General features: G+C 71.4%; 19 protein-coding genes. 13 read left to right on the top strand and 6 right to left on the bottom strand.

Annotated features, from left to right (window positions below):
• The first annotated feature begins 15 nt into the window (after positions 1-15).
• From ABLE53_RS22430 to leuS, 4 genes are all read left to right on the top strand, one after another.
• Positions 16-735, top strand: a complete 720-nt coding sequence (locus ABLE53_RS22430; protein ID WP_348861383.1) for an ABC transporter ATP-binding protein — start codon at positions 16-18, stop codon at positions 733-735.
• Between the two features lie 50 nt (positions 736-785).
• A complete protein-coding gene (locus ABLE53_RS22425; RefSeq protein ID WP_348861382.1) occupies positions 786-2,291 on the top strand; it encodes an APC family permease in 1,506 nt (501 codons plus the stop codon).
• A gap of 42 nt (positions 2,292-2,333) precedes the next feature.
• On the top strand, positions 2,334-4,325 hold the full coding sequence (locus ABLE53_RS22420) for a primary-amine oxidase (RefSeq protein ID WP_348861381.1): 1,992 nt from the start codon (positions 2,334-2,336) through the stop codon (positions 4,323-4,325).
• A 513-nt stretch (positions 4,326-4,838) separates the two neighbouring features.
• Positions 4,839-7,319: a leucine--tRNA ligase gene (leuS, locus tag ABLE53_RS22415; protein WP_348861380.1), complete on the top strand. Its 2,481-nt coding sequence runs from the start codon at positions 4,839-4,841 to the stop codon at positions 7,317-7,319.
• A gap of 6 nt (positions 7,320-7,325) precedes the next feature.
• Here the strand turns inward: leuS and ABLE53_RS22410 are convergent, their stop codons facing one another.
• Together ABLE53_RS22410 and ABLE53_RS22405 are read right to left on the bottom strand one after the other, a co-directional pair.
• A complete protein-coding gene (locus ABLE53_RS22410; RefSeq protein WP_348861379.1) occupies positions 7,326-8,441 on the bottom strand; it encodes an AAA family ATPase in 1,116 nt (371 codons plus the stop codon).
• Positions 8,438-8,833, bottom strand: coding sequence for a hypothetical protein (locus ABLE53_RS22405; RefSeq protein ID WP_348861378.1), 396 nt, complete (start codon positions 8,831-8,833; stop codon positions 8,438-8,440). Before ABLE53_RS22405 ends, ABLE53_RS22410 begins: the two co-directional genes overlap by 4 nt.
• A gap of 339 nt (positions 8,834-9,172) precedes the next feature.
• On the opposite strand from ABLE53_RS22405, the gene ABLE53_RS22400 reads away from it, so the two are divergent.
• Positions 9,173-10,027 carry a DegV family protein gene (locus tag ABLE53_RS22400; protein ID WP_348861377.1) on the top strand — a complete coding sequence of 285 codons (855 nt, stop codon included), beginning with the start codon at positions 9,173-9,175 and terminating at the stop codon, positions 10,025-10,027.
• Positions 10,028-10,067: 40 nt separating this feature from the next.
• Here the strand turns inward: ABLE53_RS22400 and ABLE53_RS22395 are convergent, their stop codons facing one another.
• Positions 10,068-11,372 (bottom strand): UDP-glucose dehydrogenase family protein, encoded by a 1,305-nt coding sequence (locus ABLE53_RS22395; protein ID WP_348861376.1) that lies wholly within the window; start codon positions 11,370-11,372, stop codon positions 10,068-10,070.
• Positions 11,373-11,628: 256 nt separating this feature from the next.
• On the opposite strand from ABLE53_RS22395, the gene ABLE53_RS22390 reads away from it, so the two are divergent.
• The 3 genes from ABLE53_RS22390 (at position 11,629) to holA (ending at position 15,990) form a co-directional block, all read left to right on the top strand.
• Positions 11,629-12,624: a helix-hairpin-helix domain-containing protein gene (locus ABLE53_RS22390; protein ID WP_348861375.1), complete on the top strand. Its 996-nt coding sequence runs from the start codon at positions 11,629-11,631 to the stop codon at positions 12,622-12,624.
• A gap of 19 nt (positions 12,625-12,643) precedes the next feature.
• Positions 12,644-14,941, top strand: a complete 2,298-nt coding sequence (locus ABLE53_RS22385; RefSeq protein ID WP_348861374.1) for a ComEC/Rec2 family competence protein — start codon at positions 12,644-12,646, stop codon at positions 14,939-14,941.
• Between the two features lie 83 nt (positions 14,942-15,024).
• On the top strand, positions 15,025-15,990 hold the full coding sequence (gene holA, locus ABLE53_RS22380) for a DNA polymerase III subunit delta (RefSeq protein ID WP_348861373.1): 966 nt from the start codon (positions 15,025-15,027) through the stop codon (positions 15,988-15,990).
• 146 nt (positions 15,991-16,136) lie between these two features.
• Here the strand turns inward: holA and rpsT are convergent, their stop codons facing one another.
• The 3 genes from rpsT to ABLE53_RS22365 all read right to left on the bottom strand — a co-directional run bounded on the left by rpsT (position 16,137) and on the right by ABLE53_RS22365 (position 19,155).
• Positions 16,137-16,397: a 30S ribosomal protein S20 gene (rpsT, locus tag ABLE53_RS22375; RefSeq protein WP_348861567.1), complete on the bottom strand. Its 261-nt coding sequence runs from the start codon at positions 16,395-16,397 to the stop codon at positions 16,137-16,139.
• Positions 16,398-16,581: 184 nt separating this feature from the next.
• Positions 16,582-17,517, bottom strand: a complete 936-nt coding sequence (locus ABLE53_RS22370; protein ID WP_348861372.1) for a phosphotransferase family protein — start codon at positions 17,515-17,517, stop codon at positions 16,582-16,584.
• Positions 17,518-17,574: 57 nt separating this feature from the next.
• Entirely contained in the window at positions 17,575-19,155 is a 1,581-nt protein-coding gene (locus tag ABLE53_RS22365) for an alkaline phosphatase D family protein (protein ID WP_348861371.1), read from the bottom strand.
• A gap of 90 nt (positions 19,156-19,245) precedes the next feature.
• Between ABLE53_RS22365 and ABLE53_RS22360 the strand changes: the two genes are divergently transcribed.
• From ABLE53_RS22360 to ABLE53_RS22340, 5 genes are all read left to right on the top strand, one after another.
• The gene (locus ABLE53_RS22360) at positions 19,246-20,316 is read left to right on the top strand and encodes a glycoside hydrolase family 25 domain-containing protein (RefSeq protein WP_348861370.1); all 1,071 of its coding nucleotides are present in this window, start codon (positions 19,246-19,248) and stop codon (positions 20,314-20,316) included.
• Positions 20,317-20,372: 56 nt separating this feature from the next.
• On the top strand, positions 20,373-22,253 hold the full coding sequence (gene lepA / locus ABLE53_RS22355) for a translation elongation factor 4 (RefSeq protein ID WP_348861369.1): 1,881 nt from the start codon (positions 20,373-20,375) through the stop codon (positions 22,251-22,253).
• On the top strand, positions 22,250-23,173 hold the full coding sequence (locus ABLE53_RS22350) for an aminoglycoside phosphotransferase family protein (RefSeq protein ID WP_348861368.1): 924 nt from the start codon (positions 22,250-22,252) through the stop codon (positions 23,171-23,173). The genes lepA and ABLE53_RS22350 overlap by 4 nt, the downstream gene beginning before the upstream one ends.
• 129 nt (positions 23,174-23,302) lie before the next feature.
• Complete coding sequence (locus tag ABLE53_RS22345) at positions 23,303-23,764, top strand: Dps family protein (RefSeq protein ID WP_425474909.1); 462 nt, start codon at positions 23,303-23,305, stop codon at positions 23,762-23,764.
• A 96-nt stretch (positions 23,765-23,860) separates the two neighbouring features.
• Positions 23,861-24,508: an MOSC domain-containing protein gene (locus ABLE53_RS22340; protein WP_348861366.1), complete on the top strand. Its 648-nt coding sequence runs from the start codon at positions 23,861-23,863 to the stop codon at positions 24,506-24,508.
• The last annotated feature ends 65 nt before the right edge of the window (positions 24,509-24,573 follow it).

Here is a 24,573-nt window from a genome sequence, read left to right as displayed (position 1 = left end):
GATGCAGGAGGACCGATGACCGTCACCGAGCCCACCCACGAGAGCACCTCGCCCCAGGGCGCGCCCGTCGTCAAGGTCTCGGGCGCCTGGAAGCTGCACAAGCTGGGCGACGAGGTCGTCAAGGCGCTGATGGACGTGGACCTCGAGGTGATGCCCGGAGAGTTCGTCTGCCTGATGGGTCCGTCGGGCTCCGGCAAGTCGACCCTGCTCAACCTGATCGGCGGGCTCGACCGGCCGACGAAGGGCTCGGTCGAGATCAACGGCCAGGACACCGGGAGGATCACCGAGAGCCAGTTCGCTGCGCTCCGGCACGACTCGATCGGCTACATCTTCCAGAGCTACAACCTGATCCCGTTCCTGTCGGCGGTCGAGAACGTCGAGCTGCCGCTGATGTTCGAGCCGTACGACCGCAAGGCGCTGCGGCAGCGTGCCGTCGACCTGCTGGAGCTGGTCGGGCTCGGCCACCGCCTCGACCACCAGCCGACCCGGATGTCGGGCGGCGAGCAGCAGCGTACGGCGATCGCCCGCTCGCTGATCTCCGACCCGACCCTCATCCTCGCCGACGAGCCCACCGCGAACCTCGACCACAAGACCGGGGAGCTCGTCGTCCAGACCCTGCGTGACCTGTGCTCCCGCCTGGGCGTCACCGTCGTCGCCAGCACGCACGACCCGACCGTGGCCGAGAAGGCCAGCCGGGTGGTCCGCATGCAGGACGGCCAGATCCTCCGCGACTGAGCCGTCCATCCCCGCAGTCCCCGAGAGTCACCATCCCCGAGGAGAGACACATGACAGCGGCCCAGGAGAGCAATGCGTCGCGTGACGCGCTCATGACGACGGAGCTGGTCCCCGAACAGATCCTGCCGAAGGTCCTCGGAACCTTCGGCCTCACCGCGACGTACGTCTTCATCATCTGCTGGATCTCCGGCTCGTCGGTCATGGCCACCGGCGGCTGGCAGGCGATCCCGTTCTGGATCCTCGGGGTGATCTTCTTCCTGCTGCCGGCGGGCCTGGCGGTGGCCGAGCTCGGCAACCTGTGGCCCGGGCAGGGCGGTGTCTACATCTGGGCCTACCGCACCATGAACGAGAACCTCGCCTTCGTCGGCGGGTTCCTGTCCTGGGTTCCGGTGATCCTCAACGGCGCATCCGGACCCGCCACCGTGCTCCAGCTGCTGCTGCTCGCGTTCCACGCCTCGCTCGGCACGACCGTCAGCGTGATCCTGCAGCTGGTCATCCTCTGGGGTGTCGTCGGGATGGCGCTCGCGAAGCTGGCGGCGAGCCAGAAGGTGATGAACGCCGTCTTCATCATCTACGGCGTCCTGACCACCGTGATCTTCATCGCCGGCATCATCTACGCCTCGCGCCACGGCGGCCCGGCGACGCCGTTCCACGGCAGCGACCTGGTCAAGCCGAACTTCGCCGTCAGCGGCTTCCTCTTCGGCACCGTGCTGCTCTACCTGGTCGGCGTCGAGACGCCGTTCAACATGGGTGCGGAGTTCCTGTCCGTGCGCAAGAGCGCCACGCGGATGATCCTGTGGGGCTCGGTCGCCCTGATGGTGATCTACCTGCTCACCACGATCGGCACGATGCTCGTCCTTCCGACGGCGAAGATCGACAGCGTCACCGGCGTCATCGACAACCTGGACACCTCCGGCTTCCCGGGCCTCATGGAGATCGCCGCCGTGACGATGGCGGTCATCGTGTTCGTGGCCCTGGCGACGTACGCCATCGCCTACTCGCGACTGATCTTCGTCTCCGGCCTCGAGCGCCACCTGCCGCGGATCTTCACCCACCTCAACCCGCGGACCCGCAACCCTGTGACCGCGATCCTGATCCAGGCCTCGATCTCCTCGGTGATGATCGTCGGCCTCTTCAGCCAGGGCAGCCTCGAGCACGTGACGATCTACCTCACCGGTTCGCTGAGCGTGATCTGGCTGGCCTCCGGCCTGTTCTTCTTCATCCCGCCGCTCATCGCCCGGGTGAAGTACGCCGACCGGTACGAGAGCGAGGACTTCTGGCGGATCCCCGGCGGCAAGCCGGTGGTCTGGCTCGTCTGCCTCGTCGGGATCGTCGGCACCCTCGCCGGCATCTACTACTCGTACGCCGAGCCCTGGACCGACGTCTCCAAGGGGACCTGGATGACCTGGCTGAGCGTGATCATCGTGGTCACCCTGGTGGTCATGGCGGTCGTCTACATCTTCGGCCGCCGCTCCGCCGCCAAGCTCACCGAGACCGACGCACTGGCGCAGTTCGCGAAGTTCGACCTCGACGGCGAGGCCCCCGACGCCGTCTGACCGGTCCGCCCCGGGACCGAACCGACTGAAAGGTTGTGAAGCATGGCAGTAGACGTTGCGATGAGCGACGAGGTCGGCACGGCGACCACGGCGCACCCCCTGGACCCGCTCTCGGGGGCGGAGATCGAGAAGGCGTCGGCCGTCGTCAAGGCCGACGAGCGCACCAGCGAGACCGTCCGCTTCGTGATGATCTCCCTCGCGGAGCCCGAGAAGCCAGCGACGCTCGTCTTCGACCAGGCCGCGCCGCCGGCCCGCAAGGCGTTCGTGGTGGCGTACGACCGCAGCGAGAAGCTCATCTACGAGGGCGTCGTCGACCTCGGGGCCGGCGTGCTCGAGTCGTGGGTCCCGGTCCCGGGCCGGTTCCCGTCGTACCTCGCCGATGCGATGGAGAGCGTGGAGGTCGAGGTCAAGAAGGACCCGCGCTGGCAGGAGGCGATGCGCAAGCGCGGGGTCACCGACTTCGACCTCGTGATGGTGGACCCGTGGCCCGCCGGCTACTACGGCGCCCAGGACCACTACGACGGCAGTCCGCTGGTGTGCCGGCCGCTGTCGTTCGTGCGGTCGGCGCCGAGCGAGCACGGCTACGCCCGTCCGGTCGAGGGGGTCATCGTGACCTTCAACATCGACACGATGAAGGTCATCGACGTCGAGGACCACGGCGTCGTACCCCTGCCGCCGAAGGCCGGCAACTACTCCGAGCAGTTCATGTTCGACAGCGAGAACCGGCCGGCGTTCACCCAGTTCCGCGACGACGTCAAGGACATCGTCATCACCCAGCCCGACGGTCCGAGCTTCACCGTCGACGGCTGGGGGGTGTCGTGGCAGAAGTGGAGCCTGCGGGTGGGGTTCAACCCGCGCGAGGGGCTGGTCCTGCACACGATCTCGTACGACGACAAGGGCGTGGAGCGGCCGATCATGTACCGCGCCGCGCTCTCCGAGATGGTCGTCCCGTACGGCGACGTGGCGCCGACCCACTGGAACAAGAACGTCTTCGACATGGGCGAGGTCGGAATGGGCCTGATGGCCAACCCGCTCACCCTCGGCTGCGACTGCCTCGGCGAGATCTTCTACTTCGACGGCACCGTCAACGACGCCGACGGCAACGCGGTGACGATCCCGAACGCGATCTGCATGCACGAGGAGGACTACGGGATCGCCTGGAAGCACACCGACTTCCGCACCCAGGAGGTCGAGGTGCGCCGCTCGCGGCGCCTGGTGATCTCGACGATCTGCACCGTCGGCAACTACGAGTACGGCTTCTTCTGGTACCTCTACACCGACGGCTCGATCGAGTACGAGGTCAAGCTGACGGGCGTCCTCACCACCGGCGCGGTGGAGGAGGGCGTGGTCCCGAAGTACGGCAACCTGGTGGCGCCGGGACTCTACGGCCCGCACCACCAGCACTTCTTCAACGTCCGGATGGACATGGCGGTCGACGGGCCGAACAACTCGGTCTACGAGGTCGACTCGGTGGTCGAGGCCGACGAGCTCAACCCGCACCGCAACGCCTGGTACACCAAGGAGACGCTCATCGCCTCCGAGGCCGAGGGCGCGCGGGACTGGAGCTACGAGACCAACCGCTACTGGAAGATCGCCTCGGACAAGACCAACGAGCTCGGCGGCAAGACGGCGTACAAGCTCGAGCCCAGGGGAGTGGTGAAGTCCTTCGTCCAGCCGGGCTCCTACGTCTACGACCGCGCGCGGTTCGTCCAGAAGCCGGTCTGGGTGACGAAGTACGACCCGAAGGAGAGGTACGCCGCCGGGGACTACATGTACCAGTCCGCGGACGTGCAGGGCCTTCCGGTCTACCTCGAGGACGACGCGCCGCTGGAGAACACCGACGTCGTCGTCTGGTACACCGTCGGCACGCACCACATCGTGCGTCCCGAGGACTGGCCGGTGATGCCGTGCGCCTACATCGGCTTCCACCTCAAGCCGGTCGGCTTCTTCGACGGCAACCCTGCGCTCGACCTGCCGCCGACGACCGCCGCCTGCCACACCCCGGCACCCGGAAGCAACGGCCACTGCCACTGAGCCCGAACACCTAGCCTCTCGACCCCCTCACCCGAGGCGGTCGCGGTCACCGGACCGCGGCCGCCTCGTGGTGCTGCCACCACAACGCTCGGGGTGGCAGGTCCGCGGCGTACGACGAGTTCCCGCCACGACTTCGGTTTCAGTCGTGGTGCGCCCGGAATGCAAAGAACTCCGCCGCCCAAGGCGGTCAGAAGGATGAGATGGGGGGGTCCTCATCCGGGTGACCGGACTCTCGAGCGGCGGAGCCCGGCAACTATTACACGGCTACCCCAGCGGATCAACCCCCGGTCGCGGGCGTGTCCCGTCACCCGACCTGACGGCATCGGCGCAGGTGCAGTAACCTTGGTCTATGCAGACCATCACCCTGCTTCTTCGCCAGCCGCGCTGAGCGAGACCCGGCCCGAGACCGGATCGGAGCACAGCGCGGCAACCCCTCCTGCGAGCGAGGGGTTTTTTCATGCCAGGAAGGTCTCGGCACCCTCGACCACCAGAGAAACCCGAAAGACGCAAGAGATGACCCAGGAGCAGACCGAGCAGGCGACGTACGACGTCACCGCGCTGCAGGAGAAGTGGCGACCCGTCTGGGAGAAGCTGGACCCGTTCCGGGCCGGCCGCCGACCCGGCGCGGAGAAGCGCTACGCGCTCACGATGTTCCCCTACCCCTCGGGGGACCTGCACATGGGCCACGCCGAGGTCACGGCGCTGCACGACGTCTTCGCGCGCTACTGGTGGCAGAAGGGCTACGACGTCCTGAACCCCATCGGGTGGGACTCCTTCGGCCTGCCGGCGGAGAACGCCGCGATCAGGCGCGATGAGAACCCCGCGACCTGGACCTACACCAACATCGAGACCCAGGCCGAGTCGTTCCGGCGCTACGCCATCTCGTTCGACTGGTCGCGGCGGCTGCACACCTCCGACCCGGACTACTACAAGTGGACCCAGTGGCTGTTCCTGAAGTTCCGCGAGCACGGCCTGGCCTACCGCAAGAACAGCCCGGTCAACTGGTGTCCCAACGACCAGACCGTGCTGGCCAACGAGCAGGTCGTCAACGGCCTGTGCGAGCGCTGCGGAGCAGTGGTCACGAAGCGCGAGCTGAACCAGTGGTACTTCAAGATCACCGACTACGCCCAGCGGCTGCTGGACGACATGGAGCCGCTGGAGGCCACCTGGCCCTCCAAGGTCCTGGCGATGCAGCGCAACTGGATCGGCCGCTCCGAGGGCGCCCACGTCGACTTCGACATCCACCTGGCCGACGGCTCCACCAGGCGCGTCACCGTCTTCACGACGCGTCCCGACACGCTGTACGGCGCGACCTTCATGGTGGTCGCCGCCGACGCCAAGCTGGCCGAGGAGATCGTCGCCCCGGACAGGCGTCAGGCCCTGGAGGACTACCTGGTCGACGTACGCACGGAGACCGACATCGACCGGCTGGCGACCGACCGGCCGAAGACGGGTGTCGACCTGGGCGTCACCGCGACCAACCCGGTCACCGGCGAGCAGATCCCGGTGTGGGCGGCCGACTACGTGCTGGCCGACTACGGCACCGGCGCGATCATGGCGGTGCCCGCCCACGACCAGCGCGACCTGGACTTCGCCAAGGAGTTCGGCCTGCCGGTGCGCCGCGTCGTCGACACCGGGGAGGAGAACCCCGAGGAGACCTACGTCGCGACCACCGGCGACGGCGCCTACGTCAACTCCGGGCCGCTGGACGGCCTGACCGACAAGGCCACCGGCGTCCGGACGATCATCGAGAAGCTGGAGGCGCACGGCCGCGGCAAGGGCACGGTCAACTTCCGGCTGCGCGACTGGCTGCTGAGCCGCCAGCGCTTCTGGGGCGCGCCGATCCCGATCATCCACTGCGAGAGCTGCGGCGAGGTGCCGGTCCCCGAGGACCAGCTGCCCGTCGTGCTCCCGGAGCTGAAGGGTGCCGACCTGAAGCCCAAGGGTGTCTCGCCGCTGGCAGCCGCCGAGGAGTGGGTCGCCGTCGACTGCCCGTCGTGCGGCGGCGCGGCGAGGCGCGACACCGACACGATGGACACCTTCGTGGACTCGTCGTGGTACTTCTTCCGGTTCGTCTCGCCGCACTACGAGGGCGGGCCCTTCGACCCCGAGGCAGTGCGCGAGTGGATGCCCGTGACGCAGTACGTCGGCGGCGTCGAGCACGCGATCCTGCACCTGCTGTACGCCCGGTTCTTCACCAAGGTCATGCACGACCTGGGCATGATCGACTTCGTCGAGCCGTTCTCGGCGCTGATGAACCAGGGCGAGGTCATCAACGAGGGCCGCGGCATGTCGAAGTCGCTGGGCAACGGAGTGGACCTGGGCGAGACGATCGACGAGTACGGCGTCGACGCGGTGCGCCTGACGATGGTGTTCGCCGGCCCGCCGGAGGCCGACATCGACTGGGCCGACATGTCGCCGGGCGGCTCGCTGAAGTTCCTGCAGCGCGCCTGGCGGCTGGCCGGCGACGTGGCCTCGGAGCCGGGCGTGGACTTCTCCGCCGGCGACGTCGAGCTGCGGAGGGTGACCCACAAGGTGGTCGCCGACGCCGAGCAGCTGATCGAGTCGCAGCGGTTCAACGTCATGGTCGCGCGCGTCATGGAGCTGGTGAACGCCACCCGCAAGGCCATCGACACCGGCTGCGGCCCGGCCGACCCCGCCGTACGCGAGGCCGCCGAGGCGATGGCGATCCTGCTGAGCCTGGTGGCTCCCTACACCGCGGAGGAGGTGTGGGAGAGGCTGGGTCACGAGCCGACGGTCGCCCTGGCGGGCTGGCCGACGGTCGACCCTGCGCTCCTCGTGGAGGAGACCGTCACCGCCGTCGTCCAGATCCAGGGCAAGGTCAAGGCCCGGCTGGAGGTCCCACCCTCGATCACCGAGGCGGAGCTGGAGGCCCTGGCGCTGGCCGACGAGGCCGTCGTACGCGCGATCGACGGGCGCGAGGTCCGCAAGGTCGTCGTACGCGCGCCGAAGCTGGTCAACGTCGTCGTCTGACCCGGGTCACTCCTCGTCGACGTCGTCCCAGTCCGGCTCTGCGTCGGCGTCGGTGCCGCCCGTACGCAGCCCGAGCGCGGTGCGCGTCATCTGGTTGCGGGTGTCGAGGAGGTCGTCGACCGCAGCGTCGAGGTCGTCGGCCGAGACGTGCAGCGGCAGACCGTCGACCGGGCCGGTCTCGCGGTCGGCGGCGATCACCGCGGCGCGGCGCAGCAGCTCCTTGAGGAAGGACGCGGTGACCCCCTCGGTGCGGTCGAGGACCCCGTCGAGCCGGCTGAGATCGAGGTCGAGGCGTCCGCGGTAGAGCTCGATGAGCTTGCGCCGTGCGTCGCGGTCGGGCCGGTCGATCCAGACCGCCTGGTCGACCCGCCCGGGGCGCGACGCGAGCGCATCCTCGAGCAGGTCGGCACGGTTGGTGGTCAGGAGGAAGACGACATCGGCGTCCTCGTCGAGTCCGTCCATCTCGTTGAGCAGCGTGAACAGCGGTGACGCGTCGCCGTCGTAGTAGTCGCGGTCCTGCGCGATGAGATCGACGTCCTCGACGACGATCATCGCGGGCTGGAGCGACCGGGCGACCGAGCAGGCCTCGCGCAGCGCGCCGAGCGACTCCCCGCTGAGCTCGACGACGGTGGTGCCGACCAGCTCGCTCATGAGGTAGCGGACCGAGTGGGTCTTGCCGACGCCCGGGGGACCGTAGAGGAGCAGACCACGCTTGAGGTGCTGCCCCGCGCGCCGCAGCCGCTCGCCGTGACGGGCGACGCCCACGACCTGCCGGCGCAGGTCCGCGAACGTCTCCTCCGGCAGGATCAGCTCGTCCGCCGACATCGTGGGTCGGTCCTCGAACCTCAGCAGTGAGCCTCGCTCCCCGAAGACGTCGTGGCCGAAGCTCACGACCTGCCCGCGGTAGACGTTCAGCTCGAGCGCACGCTCCCGCAGCTCCTGGCCGAACGCCCGGGCGACGCGCTCCTCGGTCGCCATCGTCTGCACGCGTACGCCGCCGCCCTCGTCGGGGTCGGAGCCCATCACGAGGACGGCGAGCCGCTCCTCGCCCTGCGTCACGAGCACCACCGCCGCCTGCAGGCACTCCCGGGTCGCACCCGCCGGCCCGCTGGGCAGTCTCACCCGGGTGACGTTGCCGGGGCGCAGGCCGAAGTCGAAGTCCTCGCCGAGGAGGTCGGCGAGGTCGAAGCCGCCGTGATGGCGCCAGTTCGTGATCCCGCGACCTCGTGCTGCCGGTCCGGGCGGGCGAGCGCGGCGTCTAGCGCGGCCTGGACGTTGACGTGCTCGTAGGCGGGCCAGCGCTCCGCCACCACGGGCAGCCCGTCGGGCCGGACACCGAGATGGTCACGGACGACGGCGCGGAACGACGTCCGATCGGCGGTCCGCGCCACGGACACGAAGCGACGCAGCCGGAGCCGCGCGTAGCGGCGCACGTCGGCGAGCTCGAAGCGCGCGTCCTCCGCGGCGGGGACCGCAGCCGCGTGGACGCTGAGGAACGAGGAGTGTCTCGGCACTCTCGGAGGCTAGGGCGCGCCGCGGTGGCTTGTCAGTGGCTTTCGCCCAGGGCCTCAGACGACGAGGAGCGCCAGCGCGATCAGCGCGACCGTCATGACGAGCATGAGGAGCACCCCGAAGAGCTCGGGCGGACCGTCGGTGTGCTCGCGTTCGCGGAGGTCTGCGGTCATGTCTTCCCCTCGGGCCGTGTGGCTTTCGGTAGTAGCCACCTGTGGCCGGGACGTGCCTGCCAGCGATCGGTGACGCCGTTCGAGGTACCCCCGTAGGTAAAGAACGATGCCCGGCCGCGGCGGACACCGCGGCGAGGACGCACTGGGGGCTGGATAGGGTTGCATCCCATGGCGGGGAAGGTTGCGATCGTCACCGACTCCTCGGCGATGCTGCCGGAGCCGGTCGCGTCCGGGATCACCGTGGTGCCGCTGCAGATCATCGTCGACAGCGAGGCGTACGCCGACGGCGGGCCCGAGACCTCCGCCGAGGCCGTCACCCGTGCGCTGTCGGGGAGGCGGTCGGTCTCGACGTCGCGGCCCGCGCCGGCGGCGTTGGGGCAGACCTACGAGGCGCTCGCGGCCGAGGGGTACGACGAGATCGTCTCGATCCACCTCTCGGCGGAGATGAGCGGCACGCTCGACTCGGCGCGGCTCGCGGCGAAGACGTCACCGGTGCCCGTCGTCACCCTCGACACCCGCGCGGTCGGCCCGTGCCTCGGCTTCGCCGTGCTGGCCGCCGCCAAGGCGGTGGACGAGGGTGCCGGCGCCGAGGACGCCGCGGCCGCCGCCCTCGCCCGGGCCGAGGCGACCCGCTCGCTGTTCTACGTGGACACGCTCGACTATCTGCGTCGCGGCGGCCGGATCGGGGCGGCGGCCGCGCTGCTGGGCTCGGCGCTGGCGGTCAAGCCGCTGCTCGCGATCGAGGACGGTCAGGTGGTGCTCCACGAGCGGGTGCGTACCGCGGCGAGGGCGCTGTCGCGTCTCGAGGAGCTCGCCGTCGAGGCGGCGGGCGAGCGCGACGTGGAGGTCGTCGTCGCCCATCTGGACAGCCCTGAGCGGGCCGGCGTACTCCGTGAGCACCTGGCCGAGCGGCTCGCGCCGCAGCTCGGCGGCCGGGAGGTGAGGTGCGGCGAGCTCGGCGCGTCGCTCGCCGTGCACGTCGGGCCCGGGATGCTCGCGGTCGTGGTCTCCCCGGCCCTGTGAGCCCCCTGCGCGCACAGGACCGGGGAGAGTCTGTGGGGCCTCAGAGCGACTGGCGCCCGAGCGCCCGGTGGGTCCAGCCCTCGCGGGTCCAGAGCTCGCGGTCGAGGGTGTTGCGGCCGTCGACGATGCGCCGCTCGCGGACGACGGCGGAGAGCTCGGCGGGATGCAGCTCCGCGAACTCGCGCCACTCGGTCAGATGGAGCACGACGTCGGCGTCGACGGCGGCATCGACCGCGCTGTCGGCGTACGCCAGCGTCGGGAAGGACGTCCTGGCGTTGTCCATGGCGTACGGGTCGTAGACGCGTACGGCGGCGCCCTGCTGCTGGCAGGAGAGCGCGACGTCGAGCGCCGGGCTGTCGCGGATGTCGTCGGAGTCGGGCTTGAACGCCGCGCCCAGGACGCACACGCGCATGCCCGCCAGCGAGCCGCCGCACATCTCGCGGGCGAGGTCGACGGTCCGGGCCCGACGGCGCTGGTTGATCGAGTCGACCTCCTTGAGGAAGGACAGCGCCTGGTCGACGCCGAGCTCGCCGGCGCGCGCCATGAACGCGCGGATGTCCTTCGGCAGGCAGCCGCCGCCGAAGCCGAGTCCGGCCCTCAGGAACCGGTGGCCGATCCGGGCGTCGTGGCCGATCGCCTCGGCGAGGCTGGTGATGTCGGCACCGGTCGCCTCGCAGACCTCGGCCATCGCGTTGATGAAGGAGATCTTGGTGGCGAGGAAGGAGTTCGCGGCCACCTTCACCAGCTCGGCGGTGGCCAGGTCGGTCGAGATGACCGGTGTGCCCGCGGTGACCATGGACTCGTAGACGTCGAGCAGCGTCTTCGCCGCCCGCTCGCTCGTCGCCCCGATGACGATCCGGTCGGGCCGCAGCGTGTCCTCGACGGCGAAGCCCTCGCGGAGGAACTCCGGGTTCCACACCAGGTCGGCGTCGGCGGCCTCGACCTGCTCCAGCAGCCGGGCGGCGGTGCCGACGGGCACCGTCGACTTGCCGACGACGAGGCTGCCCGCTCTCAGGTGCGGCACCAGCGCCGCCATGGCGGCGTCAACGTAGCGGAGGTCGGCGGCGTACTCGCCCTTGCGCTGCGGAGTCCCGACGCACACGAAGTGCACGTCGGCGTGCGCCCCCGCCTCGGCGGCGTCGGTCGTGAACCGGAGCCGTCCGGACGCGACCTGGTCGGCGAGGAGCTCGGGGAGGCCGGGCTCGTGGAACGGCACCGTGCCGCTCTGCAGCATGGCGACCTTCGCCGCGTCGACGTCGACGCCGAGGACCTCGTGGCCCAGCGACGCCATCGCGGCGGCATGGGTGGCCCCGAGATAGCCGGTGCCGATCACTGACAGCTTCATGAGCCCTGCTCCCGAGATTCGCTGGACCGTGGTTGTGCTGCTGGTGGGTTGGCGACGAGGCTAGGCAGTGCCCGGTCGGCGATGGGTGACGCGCGATCGGACTGTCGGTAAACGCTGTGTAAGACCGCCCGAATCGGGCGTGAGTTCGGTCACGGAGGGCCGGGAGGCGTCCACAACGAGGCCCCGGGAGGCGGCCCTCCACAGGGCGCGCCGGCCCAGCCGCCGTACGTCGTCGGGCGCGCCTAGCGTCCCCTGCATGCGAACGCGATCGACCCCCGACCACCAGGACGCCGTCCACCGGCGGCTGGAGCTCCTGCGCGCCGAGCTCGCGCAGGAGTGGGCAGCGCCGCCGCCGGACCCGGTTGACGACGACGACGAGGACCCCTGGTGGGCCGGCCACACCCGGCTGGCGGGGCTCGATCCCGCGACCGCGGCGCCGGAGGGGCCGCCGCGCGCGGAGCCCGACGAGACGGTCGCTGCGACGCCGCTGACCGGGACCCCGGCGCCCGGGCGCCACGCGGCCCGACGCCGCCGCGTGCTGGCGCCGCAGGCGCTGGTCACCGAGCCGTTGAGGGGGCGGATCGGGGTCGGGCCGTGGCACCTCGCGGTGGTCGCGCTGGTGGTGGCCGCCGGGCTGGCCGCGACCTGCTGGTGGGTGATCCGGTCCGACGCGGCCCCCGTGCCCGCGCCGGTGAGCGCCGCGAGCGCGGCGCCCCTGGCGGCGCTGCCGAGCACGCCGAGCGCGTCCGCCGGATCGGCGGCCGGTGCGGACGGATCGCCCGTCGCGGTGACCTCGCCGTCCGCCGCGGCGAGCGCCGGGGGCACGGTGACGGTCGACGTGGAGGGCAAGGTGCGGCACCCCGGCATCGTGGTCCTGCCGACCGGCTCGCGCGTGGTGGATGCGGTCAAGGCCGCCGGAGGCGCGCTCCGGCGGCGGGCGCTCGGCGGGCTCAATCTCGCCGCCGTTCTGACCGACGGGCAGCAGATCGTGGTCGACGGCACGGCGGCGGGTGCCGGCGTGCCCGCGCCGTCGGGGACCGCCTCCTCCGGTGGGCCGGGCACGCTGGTCAACCTCAACACCGCCACCGCCGAGGAGCTCGACGCGCTGCCCGACGTCGGGCCCGTCACCGCCCAGTCGATCCTCGAGTGGCGCGAGCAGAACGGCGGCTTCACCTCCGTCGACGAGCTCCTCGAGGTCGACGGGATCGGGCCGGTGACGATGGAGAAGCTGACCCCGCTCGTGACCGTCTGACCGGCGACCGGGGGTTGGGGTGAAGGACCTGCGGCTGCCGGCGCTCGGCGCCGCGGCGTGGCTGGGCGCGCTCGCCGGCCCGGTCGTGGCGGGCGACGGGGCGGTGGGCCTGCGCCTCGGGGTCGGCTCCGCTGTCGCCCTCGGCGTCGGCCTGGTGCTCGGTGCCGGCCGGCGTCGAGGTGCCCGGGCCACCGCTGCAGCGGTCGTCGTGGTGCTCCTCGCTGCCGGCGGGGTCGCGGCCCTGCACATCGCCCGCGTCGACCGCAACCCGGTCGCCGCCCTCGCGCGGGCAGGGGCGCTCGTGCACGTGACCGCCGAGGTGACCTCCGACCCGCGCACGGTCGTCGGCGCCCACGACACCGAGCAGCTCCTGGACCTGTCGGTGCGGGAGGTGAGCGGTCGCGGGCAGCGCTACCAGCTGCACACACCGGTGCTCGCGCTCGGTGGCGACGCGTGGCGCGAGGTGCCGCTCGGGGCGACGGTCCAGGCCCGTGGCGAGCTGGCGCCGGCGCGGTCCGACGACGTGGCCGCGCTGTTCGTGGCCGAGGACCCCTCGGTCGTCGCCGACCCCGGTCCGTGGTGGGGCCTCTCCGCGGTCCTGCGCGGGTCGATCCGCGACGCGGTCGCCCACCGGCCGGCGGACGAGCGCGCACTCGTCCCGGCGCTGGTGGACGGCGATGACGCCGGCGTCGACGACGCGCTGGCCGACGAGTTCCGCACGACCGGGCTGACCCACCTGCTCGCGGTCTCGGGCACCAACCTCACCCTGGTGGTCGGCTTCCTCCTCGTCGTGGCCCGGTGGTGCAGGGCCCGCGGCCGCTGGCTGTACGCCGTCGGCGCGGTCGGCATCGTCGGGTTCGTCCTGCTCGCGCGGACCGAGCCGAGCGTCGTCCGCGCCGCCGCGATGGGCGCCGTCGGCCTGCTCGCCATGGGCCACAACGGCCGCCAGCGCGCTCTGCGCGGCCTGGGCGCCTCCGTCCTCGGCCTCCTTCTCCTCGACCCGGGGCTGGCGCGCTCGATGGGATTCGCCCTGTCGGTCGTCGCGACCACCGGGATCCTGCTGCTCGGGCCACCCTGGCGCGACGCACTGGCCCGATGGCTACCGCGGTGGCTGGCCGAGGCGATCGCCGTCCCGGCGGCCGCCCAGCTGGCCTGCACGCCGCTCATCGCCGCGATCTCGGCGAAGGTCAGCCTGGTCGCCGTCGTCGCCAACCTGCTCGCGGAGCCGGCCGTCGCCCCGGCGACGGTGCTGGGCCTCCTCGGCGGCGTGCTGGGACTGGCGTGGGCCCCCGTCGGCGCGCTGGCCGGCACGCTCGCGTCGTGGTGCGTGGGCTGGATCATCGCCGTGGCCCACCACTGCGCCCGGCTGCCGACCGCCGACGTCGGCTGGGGGAGTGGTCCGATCGCGCTGCTCCTCCTGGTGGCACTGTGCTGCGCCGTCGCCGTGCTGGCGCCCCGGGTCCTGCGCCATCGGCTGGCGGGCGGGGCGTGCTGCGTGCTGCTGGTCGTCGCGCTCGTCGTACGCCCTCCGACCCCGGGCTGGCCTCCGGACGACTGGGTTCTCGTCATGTGCGACGTCGGACAGGGCGACGGGCTGGCGCTGGCGACCGGACCCCACAGCGCCGTGATCGTGGACACCGGCCCGGACCCGGACCCGATGGACCAGTGCCTCGACGACCTCGACGTCACGAGCATCCCGCTGCTCGTCCTCACCCACTTCCACGCCGACCACGTCGACGGGATCGACGGCGCGCTCGACGGGCGCACGGTCGGCGAGATCTGGACGACGCGGCTGCAGGACCCGCCCGAGGGGGTCGCGGAGGCATCCGGGGCTGCGGCTGGCGCCGGGCTGGTGCTCCGGCCGGCGCCGTACGCCGGCACGGTCGCCATCGGGCCCGTCACGCTCCAGGTGCTCTGGCCGCTGCCCGACTCGCCCACCAAGGGTCCCGGTGACGGCTCGACGGCCAACGCCGCCAGCGTCGTCCTCCTCGTCGAGAGCCACGGCCTGCGGATGCTGCTCACCGGCGACGTCGAGCCCGACGGGCAGGAGGCGCTCGCCCGCGCCCTGCCGGGGCTGCACGTCGACGTCCTCAAGGTGCCTCACCACGGCTCGCGCTACCAGGACGAGGACTGGCTGCTGTCCCTCCACCCGCGCGTCGCGCTCACTTCCGTCGGCGCCGACAACGACTACGGCCACCCCGCCGCCTCGACCCTGGACCCGCTCGAGGCAGCCGGCGTCGCCGTCTACCGCACCGACGAGGACGGCTCGGTGGCCGTCGTCGCGACCAGCGACGGGCCGGCGGTCGCGACGCACTGACCGGTTCGTGTCGTGCCGGGCGGCTGGCCGGGCCGCCGGCCTCGGCGACTGGTGTCGGCGCGCTGTGGCAGGCTGGTCGCACCATGGCAGCCGCACCCTCGCTCTCCCGCGCAGCAGACGTCCTCGGCCGGGTCACGCTGGTGACCGGCAAGGAGGAGTTCCTCTCCGAGCGGACCGTCGCCGCAGTGCGGTCGGTGGTGCGCGCCCATGACGCCGAGGCCGAGATCTCCGATGCCGGCGCGGCCGATCTCACCCTCGCCACCCTCGGCGAGCTCAGCGCGCCGTCGCTGTTCTCGAGCATCCGGTGTGTCGTCGTCCGCGGGCTGGAGAACCTCCCGGACGAGTCGGTGCCGGGCCTGCTCGACTACGCCGCCGCGCCCGCCGAGGACGTCGCTCTCGTCCTCGTCCACGGAGGCGGCCCGAGGGGCAGCGGCACCCTCGCCAAGCTGCGCAAGCTGCCTGCGGTGGCCGAGCACAAGTCCGAGGAGCCGCGGCCCTCGGAGTTCCCGAGGTTCGTGGCGGGCGAGGTCAAGGCCCACGGCGGCCGGATCGACCAGGCCGGCGCCGAGTTCCTCGTCCAGGCCGTGGGCCAGGACCTCCGCGGCCTGGCCGCCGCGGCCGCCCAGCTCGCCAGCGACTTCCCGGGTGAGGCACTGACCGAGGACCATGTGAGGACGTACTTCGGGGGAAGAGCCGAGGTCAAGAACTATGTGATCGCCGACGCCATGATCAGCGGCAACCGGGTCAAGGCCTTCGAGGAGCTGCGCTGGTCGCTCGAGGGCGGCACCTCACCGGTCTACATCCTCTCGGCGGTCGCCGGGCAGCTCCGCTCGGTCGCCAACCACGTGGCGGGCAATCGCGACGGCGGCATGCCGCCGTGGAAGCAGAAGTCCGTGGCCGCCCTCGCGCGGGGCTGGTCGCCGGACGGGATCGCCCGTGCGATCCGGGCGGTCGCAGCAGCCGACGCCGACCTCAAAGGCGCCGCCGGCGATCCGTCCTACACCATGGAGCGACTCGTCCTCACCGTGGCCGGCCTGCGCTCCCGTTGAGTCGGGGGTTCTGACCCGTCGAGTCCGGGCCAGCGTCCGGATGGCGAGCCACAATCCCCGAATGAAGCGGGCACAATCCCCGAATCAACGGACGAAGGCCCGCCCCTCACGGGACGGGCCTTCGGAAGAGCTTCAGCGGGCTCGGCTCAGAGCGAGGCGGCCTTCTTGGCGATCGCCGACTTGCGGTTGGCCGCCTGGTTCTTGTGGATGACGCCCTTGGAGGCGGCCTTGTCGAGCTTCTTCGCGGCGTCGCGGCCCAGCGCGACAGCGGTCTCCTTGTCGCCGGCCTCGGCGGCCTCGCGGAACTTGCGGACGGCCGTCTTCAGACCGCTCTTGACGGCCTTGTTGCGCTCGTGGCGCTTCTCGTTCTGCTTGTTGCGCTTGATCTGCGACTTGATGTTCGCCATGTGGGTCGTGTTCTCCAGAGTTCGACGTGTGGTGGTGCGGGCTCTCATCCGGCCTCCCAGATTTGGCAGCACAGCGGGCGTGAGAGGGGAGAGGCCTACGCGAACACGCGACCACCAAGATTAACAGCGCCGCCTCCGGGCCCTCAAATCCGTGATGGGCCCCGAGACCGACGGCTCACCGGGGTCACCAGCCGCGCCGCTCGGAGAGCCACGACCAGCAGACCTCACCCTGCCAGCGCTGGACGTCGCGGAGGTACGGCGACGTCGGCGGCACCGGGTCGCCAGCCGACTTCAGGAAGTAGCCGGTCACCAGTGCGAGGACCGAGTCGATCGCCTCCGGATCGACTGCCGACAGCAGCGGATGGGCGGCGAGATGCGCCTCGACGTCGATGCCGTCGCCGCGCGGACCGATGAGCAGTAGCAGCGAGTCCAGCCAGGCGGCCCCGACGACCGGCCAGTTCCAGTCGCAGAGGACCGCGGACCCGTCCGGCCGGATGAGCACGTTGTCGTCGCGTACGTCGACGTGGACGAGCGTGTCGCCGGCGGTGACGTCACCGAACCGGGCGGCCAGCGAGGCCGCCTCGTCGGCGTGCGGCAGGTGTCCGAGCAGCTCCCAGTACGACGGGAACGCGGCGTGATCCTCCGCGAACGTCGCCCACCCGCAGCCCGGTGCCGGCGTCAGCCGGCCGGCGGCCTCGACGAGCAGGTCGGAGACGGCGCCCAGGTCGGTGTCGGTCCACGGCCGCTCGGGAGCCCGACCCTCGACGTACTCGAAGCCCAGGACGACCCAGTCGTCCTCGTCGCGCACCCACCGCAGTGCCGGTGCCGGGATCCAGCCGGCGAGCTTCCTCAGCTTGAGCGCCTCCTCGCGGTAGGCGGCGGCGAACACCCGCTGCGCCTTCACAGAGGCGGCCTTCACGAAGTGCCGCGACCCGTCGGCGCAGGTGAGCACGGACGCGAAGCCGGGGGTGTAGCCGCCGGTCCGCGACTCGGCGTCCATGACCCGGGAGCCGAGCCGCCCCTCGATCGCCGCGCGTACGACGGGCGGCAGGTGGGCCCACTCGAGCCGGCGGGCGGTCCGGCCGTGGGGCAGGGTCGTCGGGATCGGCGTCGGGCTCACCCGCCCATCTTCGCCGGTGGGCGGATGAGCCCGGCAACAGGGTTTGCCGGCCGTTGATCAGCGCCGCTCGGGGTCGAGCGTCTTGGTGAACAGCGCCTTGCCGTCGACGTCCTTGAGCGTGACCGTTAGCTGCTGGGTGCGCGCGTCGATGTCGACCTGGCCGAAGAACTGATAGCCCTCGAGCGGCGAGGCCGACTGCCGGTCCGGGGCCGCCACGAAGACCTCCTCCGGACCGAAGGTGGCGTCGAGGGCGTTCGGGCCGAACGCGCCGGCGTTGAGCGGGCCGGAGACGAACTCCCAGAACGGGTCGAAGTCCTGGTAGACCGCGCGGTCGGGGTGGTAGTGGTGGGCGGCCGTGTAGTGCACGTCCGCGGTCAGCCACACGTGGTTGCGGATGCCCGCCCGCTTGAGCTCGGTGAGGATCTTCGAGAGCGCGATCTCGCGCCCGAGCGGTGCGCCGCTGTCGCCGTTCGCGACGGCCTCGATGTTGCTCCCGTCGGCGACCACGAGGCCCAGCGGCAGGTCGTTGGCGACCACCTTCCAGGTCGCCGTGGACCGCTTGATCTCCTTGAGGAACCACTCCGTCTGCTCGCTGCCGAGGATGCCGCCGTCGTCCTCGGTCTCGAGGTCGGTCGTGTTGGGGTCCTTGTAGGTGCGCATGTCGAGGATGAAGAGGTCCAGGAGCGGGCCGAAGGAGAGCTTCCGGTAGATCCGGCCGAGCCGGTCCGGCGATGCGGTGCCGACCGGGATGTACTCGTGGAACGCCTGCCGGGCGCGCGGGGCGAGGTCGTCGGCGCGGGTACCGTCGGGGAAGCCGGCGCGGCCGACGAGGACCTCGCCGGGATACCAGTTGTTGAACACCTCGTGGTCGTCCCACTGCGCGATGATCGCGGTGCTCGCGAGGAACTCGCGCCAGTTGTCGGCCAGCAGGTTGTACCTGAACTGGCCGCGGTACTCGTCGAGCGTCTGGGCGACGGCGCTCTTCTCCTCGGTCACCAGGTTGTGCCACGTCCGCCCGTCGGGCAGGTCGACGGTCTCGGTGACCGGCCCGTCGGCGTACACGTTGTCGCCGGAGGAGAGGAAGAAGTCGGCGTTCGCCGCCTTCATCGCCGGTGCGATCCGGAAGCCGCCGAGATCGGGATTCACGCCGTACCCCTGGCCGGAGATGTCACCGGACCAGATGAAGCGGATGTCCGTCCGCGAGGTCGTGCCGGTCCGGAACCGGCCGACCAGTGGCTCCGACGTACGCCGGTAGTCGTCCAGATCGACGGCGGTGATCCGGTAGTAGAGCTCCTGCCCCGACGGGAGCCCGCGGACCGGGATGGTGCCGGTGAGGTCGCTGTCCGGCGTCACCACGGGGCCGGTGACGCGGCGGACCTTGCGGAAGCTCGGGTCCCGGGAGATCTCGGCGACCAGCCGGGAGGAACGGTCGGCGCGGGACCAGAGCGTCACCTGGCCGCCGACGGGGTCGCCGGCCTGGACCCCGTGGGTGAGGGAGGGACGGTTTCCGAAGGCGCGGGCCGGGCCGCGGCGAGCGGCCGGAGCGAGAGCGGAGGCGGGGGACAGCTGCCCGAGGGAGACGCCGGCGCCCAGCGCGGCGGCGCCCCCGAGGAGCATGCGACGGTTGAGAGAGGTCATGCTCGAAAACCTGCTGGAGACCGGCCAACTCCCGGTGAGCAGCGAGCCAACACCGACCCAACTCGATCGAGCGCGCGGGCCGACGGCCGGATGCGGCCGGGCCACCGGCCGGATGCGAGGATCGATGACGATGCGAAGGATGACGTACGCCGTCGGCGGCCTCATGCTCGCCGCGGCCCTGGCCGCGGGCGGCTGCGGGGGCCGGGCCACCGACGCCGGGTCGGAGCCGAGCCCCTCGGGCGCCGCCGCGCCGCCGCTCGCGACGCCCAGCGGCTCGACGAGCGGCTCGCCGAGCGGCTCGCCGAGTGCCTCCGCCGCGACCCGTCCGCCGCGTCCCCGGGCAGCGGCTGGCCCGACTCGGAGGAGCCGTCGGCGTGGCCGCCGGCCGCGCCCACGTACTCCGTCAGCGTCCCCGACCTCCCCACGCCCTCGAACCGCGGGCTCGTCGAGGGCGGTGACGTCAGCTGGCCACAGTGCCCGAAGGGGATGGGCATCCCGGAGAAGCGGACGCAGGGCAAGCCGATGCCGCTCGCCAGCGCGGAGTTCGTGGTCCTGGGCCTCACCAACGGACCCGGCTTCCACCCCAACCCGTGCCTCGCCGACCAGGTGGCGTGGGTGAAGGAGCGGCACCTGCTCGCGGCGGCGTACTCCCTGATCAGCTACCCCGAGGACCGCTTCGTCAGGGAGTACGCCGACCAGGGGCCGTACGACGCGAGCACCCGGCTCGGCCGGCTCGGCAACCTCGGCTACCAGCAGGCGAGGTTCAACCTCGCCACCATGAAGGAGGCCGGCCTCACGAGCCCGGTGGTGTGGCTCGACGTCGAGCCGGTCAGCCACTACGAGTGGCCGGACGACCCGGTCGGCAACGCCGCGGTCGTCAAGGGCGCAGCGAAGGGCTACGCCGACGCCGGGTACCGCGTCGGGGTCTACTCGATCCAGTCGCTGTGGCAGAGCGTCGTCGGCGACCTGCGGCTCGGCCTGCCCGAGTGGCGGCCGGCGGGCGAGACGGGACGGGCCGGCGCGCTCGACCGGTGCGGGGGCGAGTGGATGTTCCAGGGCGGGGCAGCGGTGATCGCCCAGTGGGTCGAGGACGACCGCGACCGCGACGTCACCTGCCCGGGGCAGTCGACGTACCTGTCGCTTTGGTTCCACCAGTACTGAGCGTGGGACAATCGGCCGAGACCAGTCCGAGCCCGTCGTACACCCGAAAGCAGCCTGTGCCTCCGCAGACCTCCGCGCCGCAGCCCGGCTCCACCAACCCCGCGATCATCCGCAACTTCTGCATCATCGCCCACATCGACCACGGCAAGTCGACCCTGGCCGACCGGATGCTGCAGCTGACCGGCGTGCTCAGCGAGCGGGACGCGCGGGCGCAGTACCTCGACCGGATGGACATCGAGCGCGAGCGCGGCATCACGATCAAGTCGCAGGCCGTGCGGATGCCGTGGACGGTCGCCGAGAACAACGACGCCGGGGCCGATCCCGGGACGTACGTCCTCAACATGATCGACACCCCCGGCCACGTCGACTTCACCTACGAGGTCTCGCGCAGCCTGCAGGCGTGCGAGGCGGCCATCCTGCTCGTCGACGCGGCGCAGGGGATCGAGGCGCAGACGCTCGCCAACCTGTACCTGGCCATGGGCGCCGACCTGCACATCATCCCGGTCCTCAACAAGATCGACCTGCCGTCCGCCAACCCGGAGAAGTACGCCGCCGAGCTGGCCAACCTCGTGGGCTGCGACCCGTCCGAGGTGCTCCAGGTGAGCGCCAAGACCGGCTTCGGCGTCGAGGCGCTGCTCAACGAGATCGTCGCGCAGACCCCGGCTCCGGTGGGCGACCCCGACGCGCCGGCCCGGGCGTTGATCTTCGACTCGGTCTACGACACCTACCGCGGCGTGGTCACCTACGTCCGCGTCTTCGACGGCTCCCTCAAGCACCGCGACCGGATCAAGATGATGTCGACCGGCGCGGTCCACGAGATGCTCGAGCTCGGCGTGATCAGCCCGGAGCCGCTCAAGGCCGACCACCTCGGCGTGGGCGAGACCGGCTACCTCATCACCGGCGTGAAGGACGTGCGCCAGTCCCGCGTCGGCGACACCGTGACCAACAACGGTCGGCCGGCGACCGAGGCGCTGGGCGGCTACGAGCACCCCAACCCGATGGTCTTCGCGGGGCTCTACCCGATCGACGGAGACCAGTACCCCGACCTGCGCGAGGCGCTCGACAAGCTGCAGCTCAACGACGCCGCGCTGACGTACGAGCCGGAGACCTCCGGCGCGCTCGGCTTCGGCTTCCGCTGCGGCTTCCTTGGCCTGCTCCACATGGAGATCACCCGCGACCGGCTGGAGCGGGAGTTCGGCCTCGACCTGATCTCGACCGCGCCGAACGTCGTCTACCAGGTGGTCATGGAGGACGGCAGCGAGCACGAGGTCACCAACCCGAGCGAGTTCCCCGAGGGCAAGATCGCCGAGGTCCGCGAGCCGATCGTCGACGCGACGATCCTGTCCCCGGCCGACTACATCGGCACGATCATGGAGCTCTGCCAGAACAAGCGCGGCTCGCTGCAGGGGATGGACTACCTCTCCGAGGACCGCGTCGAGATGCGCTACACCCTGCCCATGGGCGAGATCGCCTTCGACTTCTTCGACCAGCTGAAGTCGCGGACCAAGGGCTACGCCTCGCTCAACTACGAGTTCTCCGGCGAGCAGGCCGCCGACCTGGTCAAGGTCGACATCCTGCTGCAGGGCGAGCCGGTCGACGCGTTCTCCGCGATCGTGCACCGCGACGCGGCGTACTCCTACGGCGTGATGATGGCCGGCAAGCTGAAGGACCTCATCCCGCGGCAGCAGTTCGAGGTGCCGATCCAGGCCGCGATCGGCGCCCGGGTCATCGCCCGCGAGACCATCCGGGCGATGCGCAAGGACGTGCTCGCCAAGTGCTACGGCGGCGACATCACCCGCAAGCGGAAGCTGCTCGAGAAGCAGAAGGAAGGCAAGAAGCGGATGAAGATGGTCGGCCGCGTCGAGGTCCCGCAGGAGGCCTTCGTCGCCGCGCTGTCCACCACCCAGCCCTCGACGGACAAGCCTGGCAAGAAGTGAGCCTGGTCCCGGCGTCGCTGCAGGCGGCGGCCGCGCGAGGCGAGGACTGGGCGGCGTGGCTAGACCGGCTGCCCCGGCTGGCCGCCGACCTCCTGGCGGAGTGGGAGCTCACCGTCGACGACGACCCGATGAGCGGCTACTGCTCGGTGGTGCTGCCGGTCTGCGGCGCCGACGGCGACGCGGGCGTGCTCAAGGTGACCTTCGACGGCGACGAGGAGTCGCTGCACGAGCCGCTCGCGCTGCAGCGCTGGCACGGCGACGGCGTCGTACGCCTGCTGCGGGCCGACCCGCGCCGCCGGGCCATGCTCCTCGAGCGGCTCGGACCGGAGGACCTCTCGGAGCGCTGGGACCTCGAGGCGTGCGAGATCGTGGCCGGGCTCTACGCCCGCCTGCACGTCCCGGCGCTGCCTCAGCTCCGCACGCTCGCGTCGTACGTCGAGCGGTGGACGGCGCCGCTGGCCGACCTGCCGCGCGACGCGCCGATCCCGCACCGGCTCGTCGAGCAGACGAGGTCGCTCGTCCCCGACCTCCTCGCTGACACCAGCGACCTGCGGATCGTGCACGGCGACCTGCACTACGCCAACGTGCTGGCCGGCGAGCGCGAGCCGTGGCTGGTGATCGACCCGAAGCCGATGGCCGGCGACCCCCACTACGAGCCGGCGCCGATGCTGTGGAACCGCTGGGACGAGCTCGTCGCGGGGTACGACGGGGTCCGTGACGGCGTACGACGCCGCTTCCACACGCTCGTCGACGCCGCCGGTCTGGACGAGTCGCGGGCGCGCGACTGGGTCGTCGTACGCATGGTCCTCAACGCGCACTGGGCCATCGAGGACGCCGCCCGCCAGCACCGCCCCCTCACCGCCGCCGAGCAGGACTGGATCACCCGCTGCGTGACCCTCGCCAAGGCGGTCCAGGAGTAGCAGTCTGGTGCATAGCCGCGCGCCGCGACGGCTACCGGAAGGGCACGACGAGAGGAGTACGACGTGACCCAGACCCACCACCCGCAGACCACCCACACCGCGCACCCCGCGTTCCAGGCCTCCGAGAAGATGGCCGGCGACCTGCAGCGGCTGCTCGTCGACCTGATCGAGCTCTCCCTGCAGGGCAAGCAGGCCCACTGGAACGTCGTCGGCAAGAACTTCCGCGACCTCCACCTGCAGCTCGACGAGGTCGTCGAGGCTGCCCGCGGCTTCACCGACGACGTGGCCGAGCGCATGCGGGCGCTCTACATCACCCCGGACGGGCGCTCCGCCACGGTCGCGCAGCAGACGTCGCTGCCGCCGTTCCCCGGCACGGAGGTCGACACCGAGACCACCGTGGACCTCGTCACCGCGGCGCTGTACGCCGTCGCCAAGACCGGCCGCGACATCCACGACGAGGTCGACGAGGAGGACCCGACCACCGCCGACCTCATCCACACCATCCTCGAGCGGCTCGAGCAGCTCGCCTGGATGGTCGATGCGGAGAACCGCGTCGCCGGGGAGAGCTCGCCCCGCCCGATCGCGCCGTAGCCCCCTCCGGCTGATCCAACGCTCCCGCGCGGCCGGCGCCGCGCGGGGGCCGAACCCTGTCGTCGAGCACGGCCGGCGTACGCGAGAATGCGGCGCATGGCGCGCATCCTCTCCGTCAACGCCGGCACCTCGAAGACCGTCGAGTGGGCGGCCCTCGGGGCGACCTCCATCGACAAGCGACCGGTGGACGGACCCGTGACGGTCGTGGCCCTCGGCATCACGGGCGACACGGTGACCGACACCCAGCGCCACGGCGGGCTCGAGCAGGCGGTCTACGCCTTCGCCCGGGAGGACCTCGACGTCTGGGGCCAGCGGCTCGGCAGGCTCCTGCGGGACGGCCAGTTCGGCGAGAACCTCACGACAGAGGGGATCGACGTGAACGAGGCCGAGGTGGGGGAGCAGTGGCGGATCGGAAGCGTGCTGCTGCAGGTCTGCTCGGTGCGCACCCCGTGCAACGACTTCAAGAACTGGATGGGCGTCTCCGGCTACGACAACGCGCACTGGGTGAAGCGCTTCGCCCTCGAGGCCCGGCCCGGGCCGTACCTCCGCGTCCTCGAGGAGGGCACGCTCGAGGCGGGCGACGAGATCCAGGTCGTGCACAGGCCGGGTCACGGCATCACCGTCTCGACGCTCTTCAAGGCTCTCAACACCGACCACTCGCTGCGTCCGCTGCTCGTCGGGATCGACGGGCTGGGGGACAAGCCGCGCGCCGTCGTGGAGGAGTACGCCGCCAGCGTGGGCTGACCCTCCAACGACTGTTTGACAGTTTCTGGCGCTCAGGCGCACACTGACTCCCAAACACATCTTTG

Origin of the sequence: Nocardioides asiaticus, from assembly GCF_040049175.1 — a bacterium.
Taxonomy (GTDB): domain Bacteria; phylum Actinomycetota; class Actinomycetes; order Propionibacteriales; family Nocardioidaceae; genus Nocardioides; species Nocardioides cheoyonin.
Note: the sequence above shows the minus strand (reverse complement) of the source record. Positions and strands in the feature narration are given on the sequence as shown.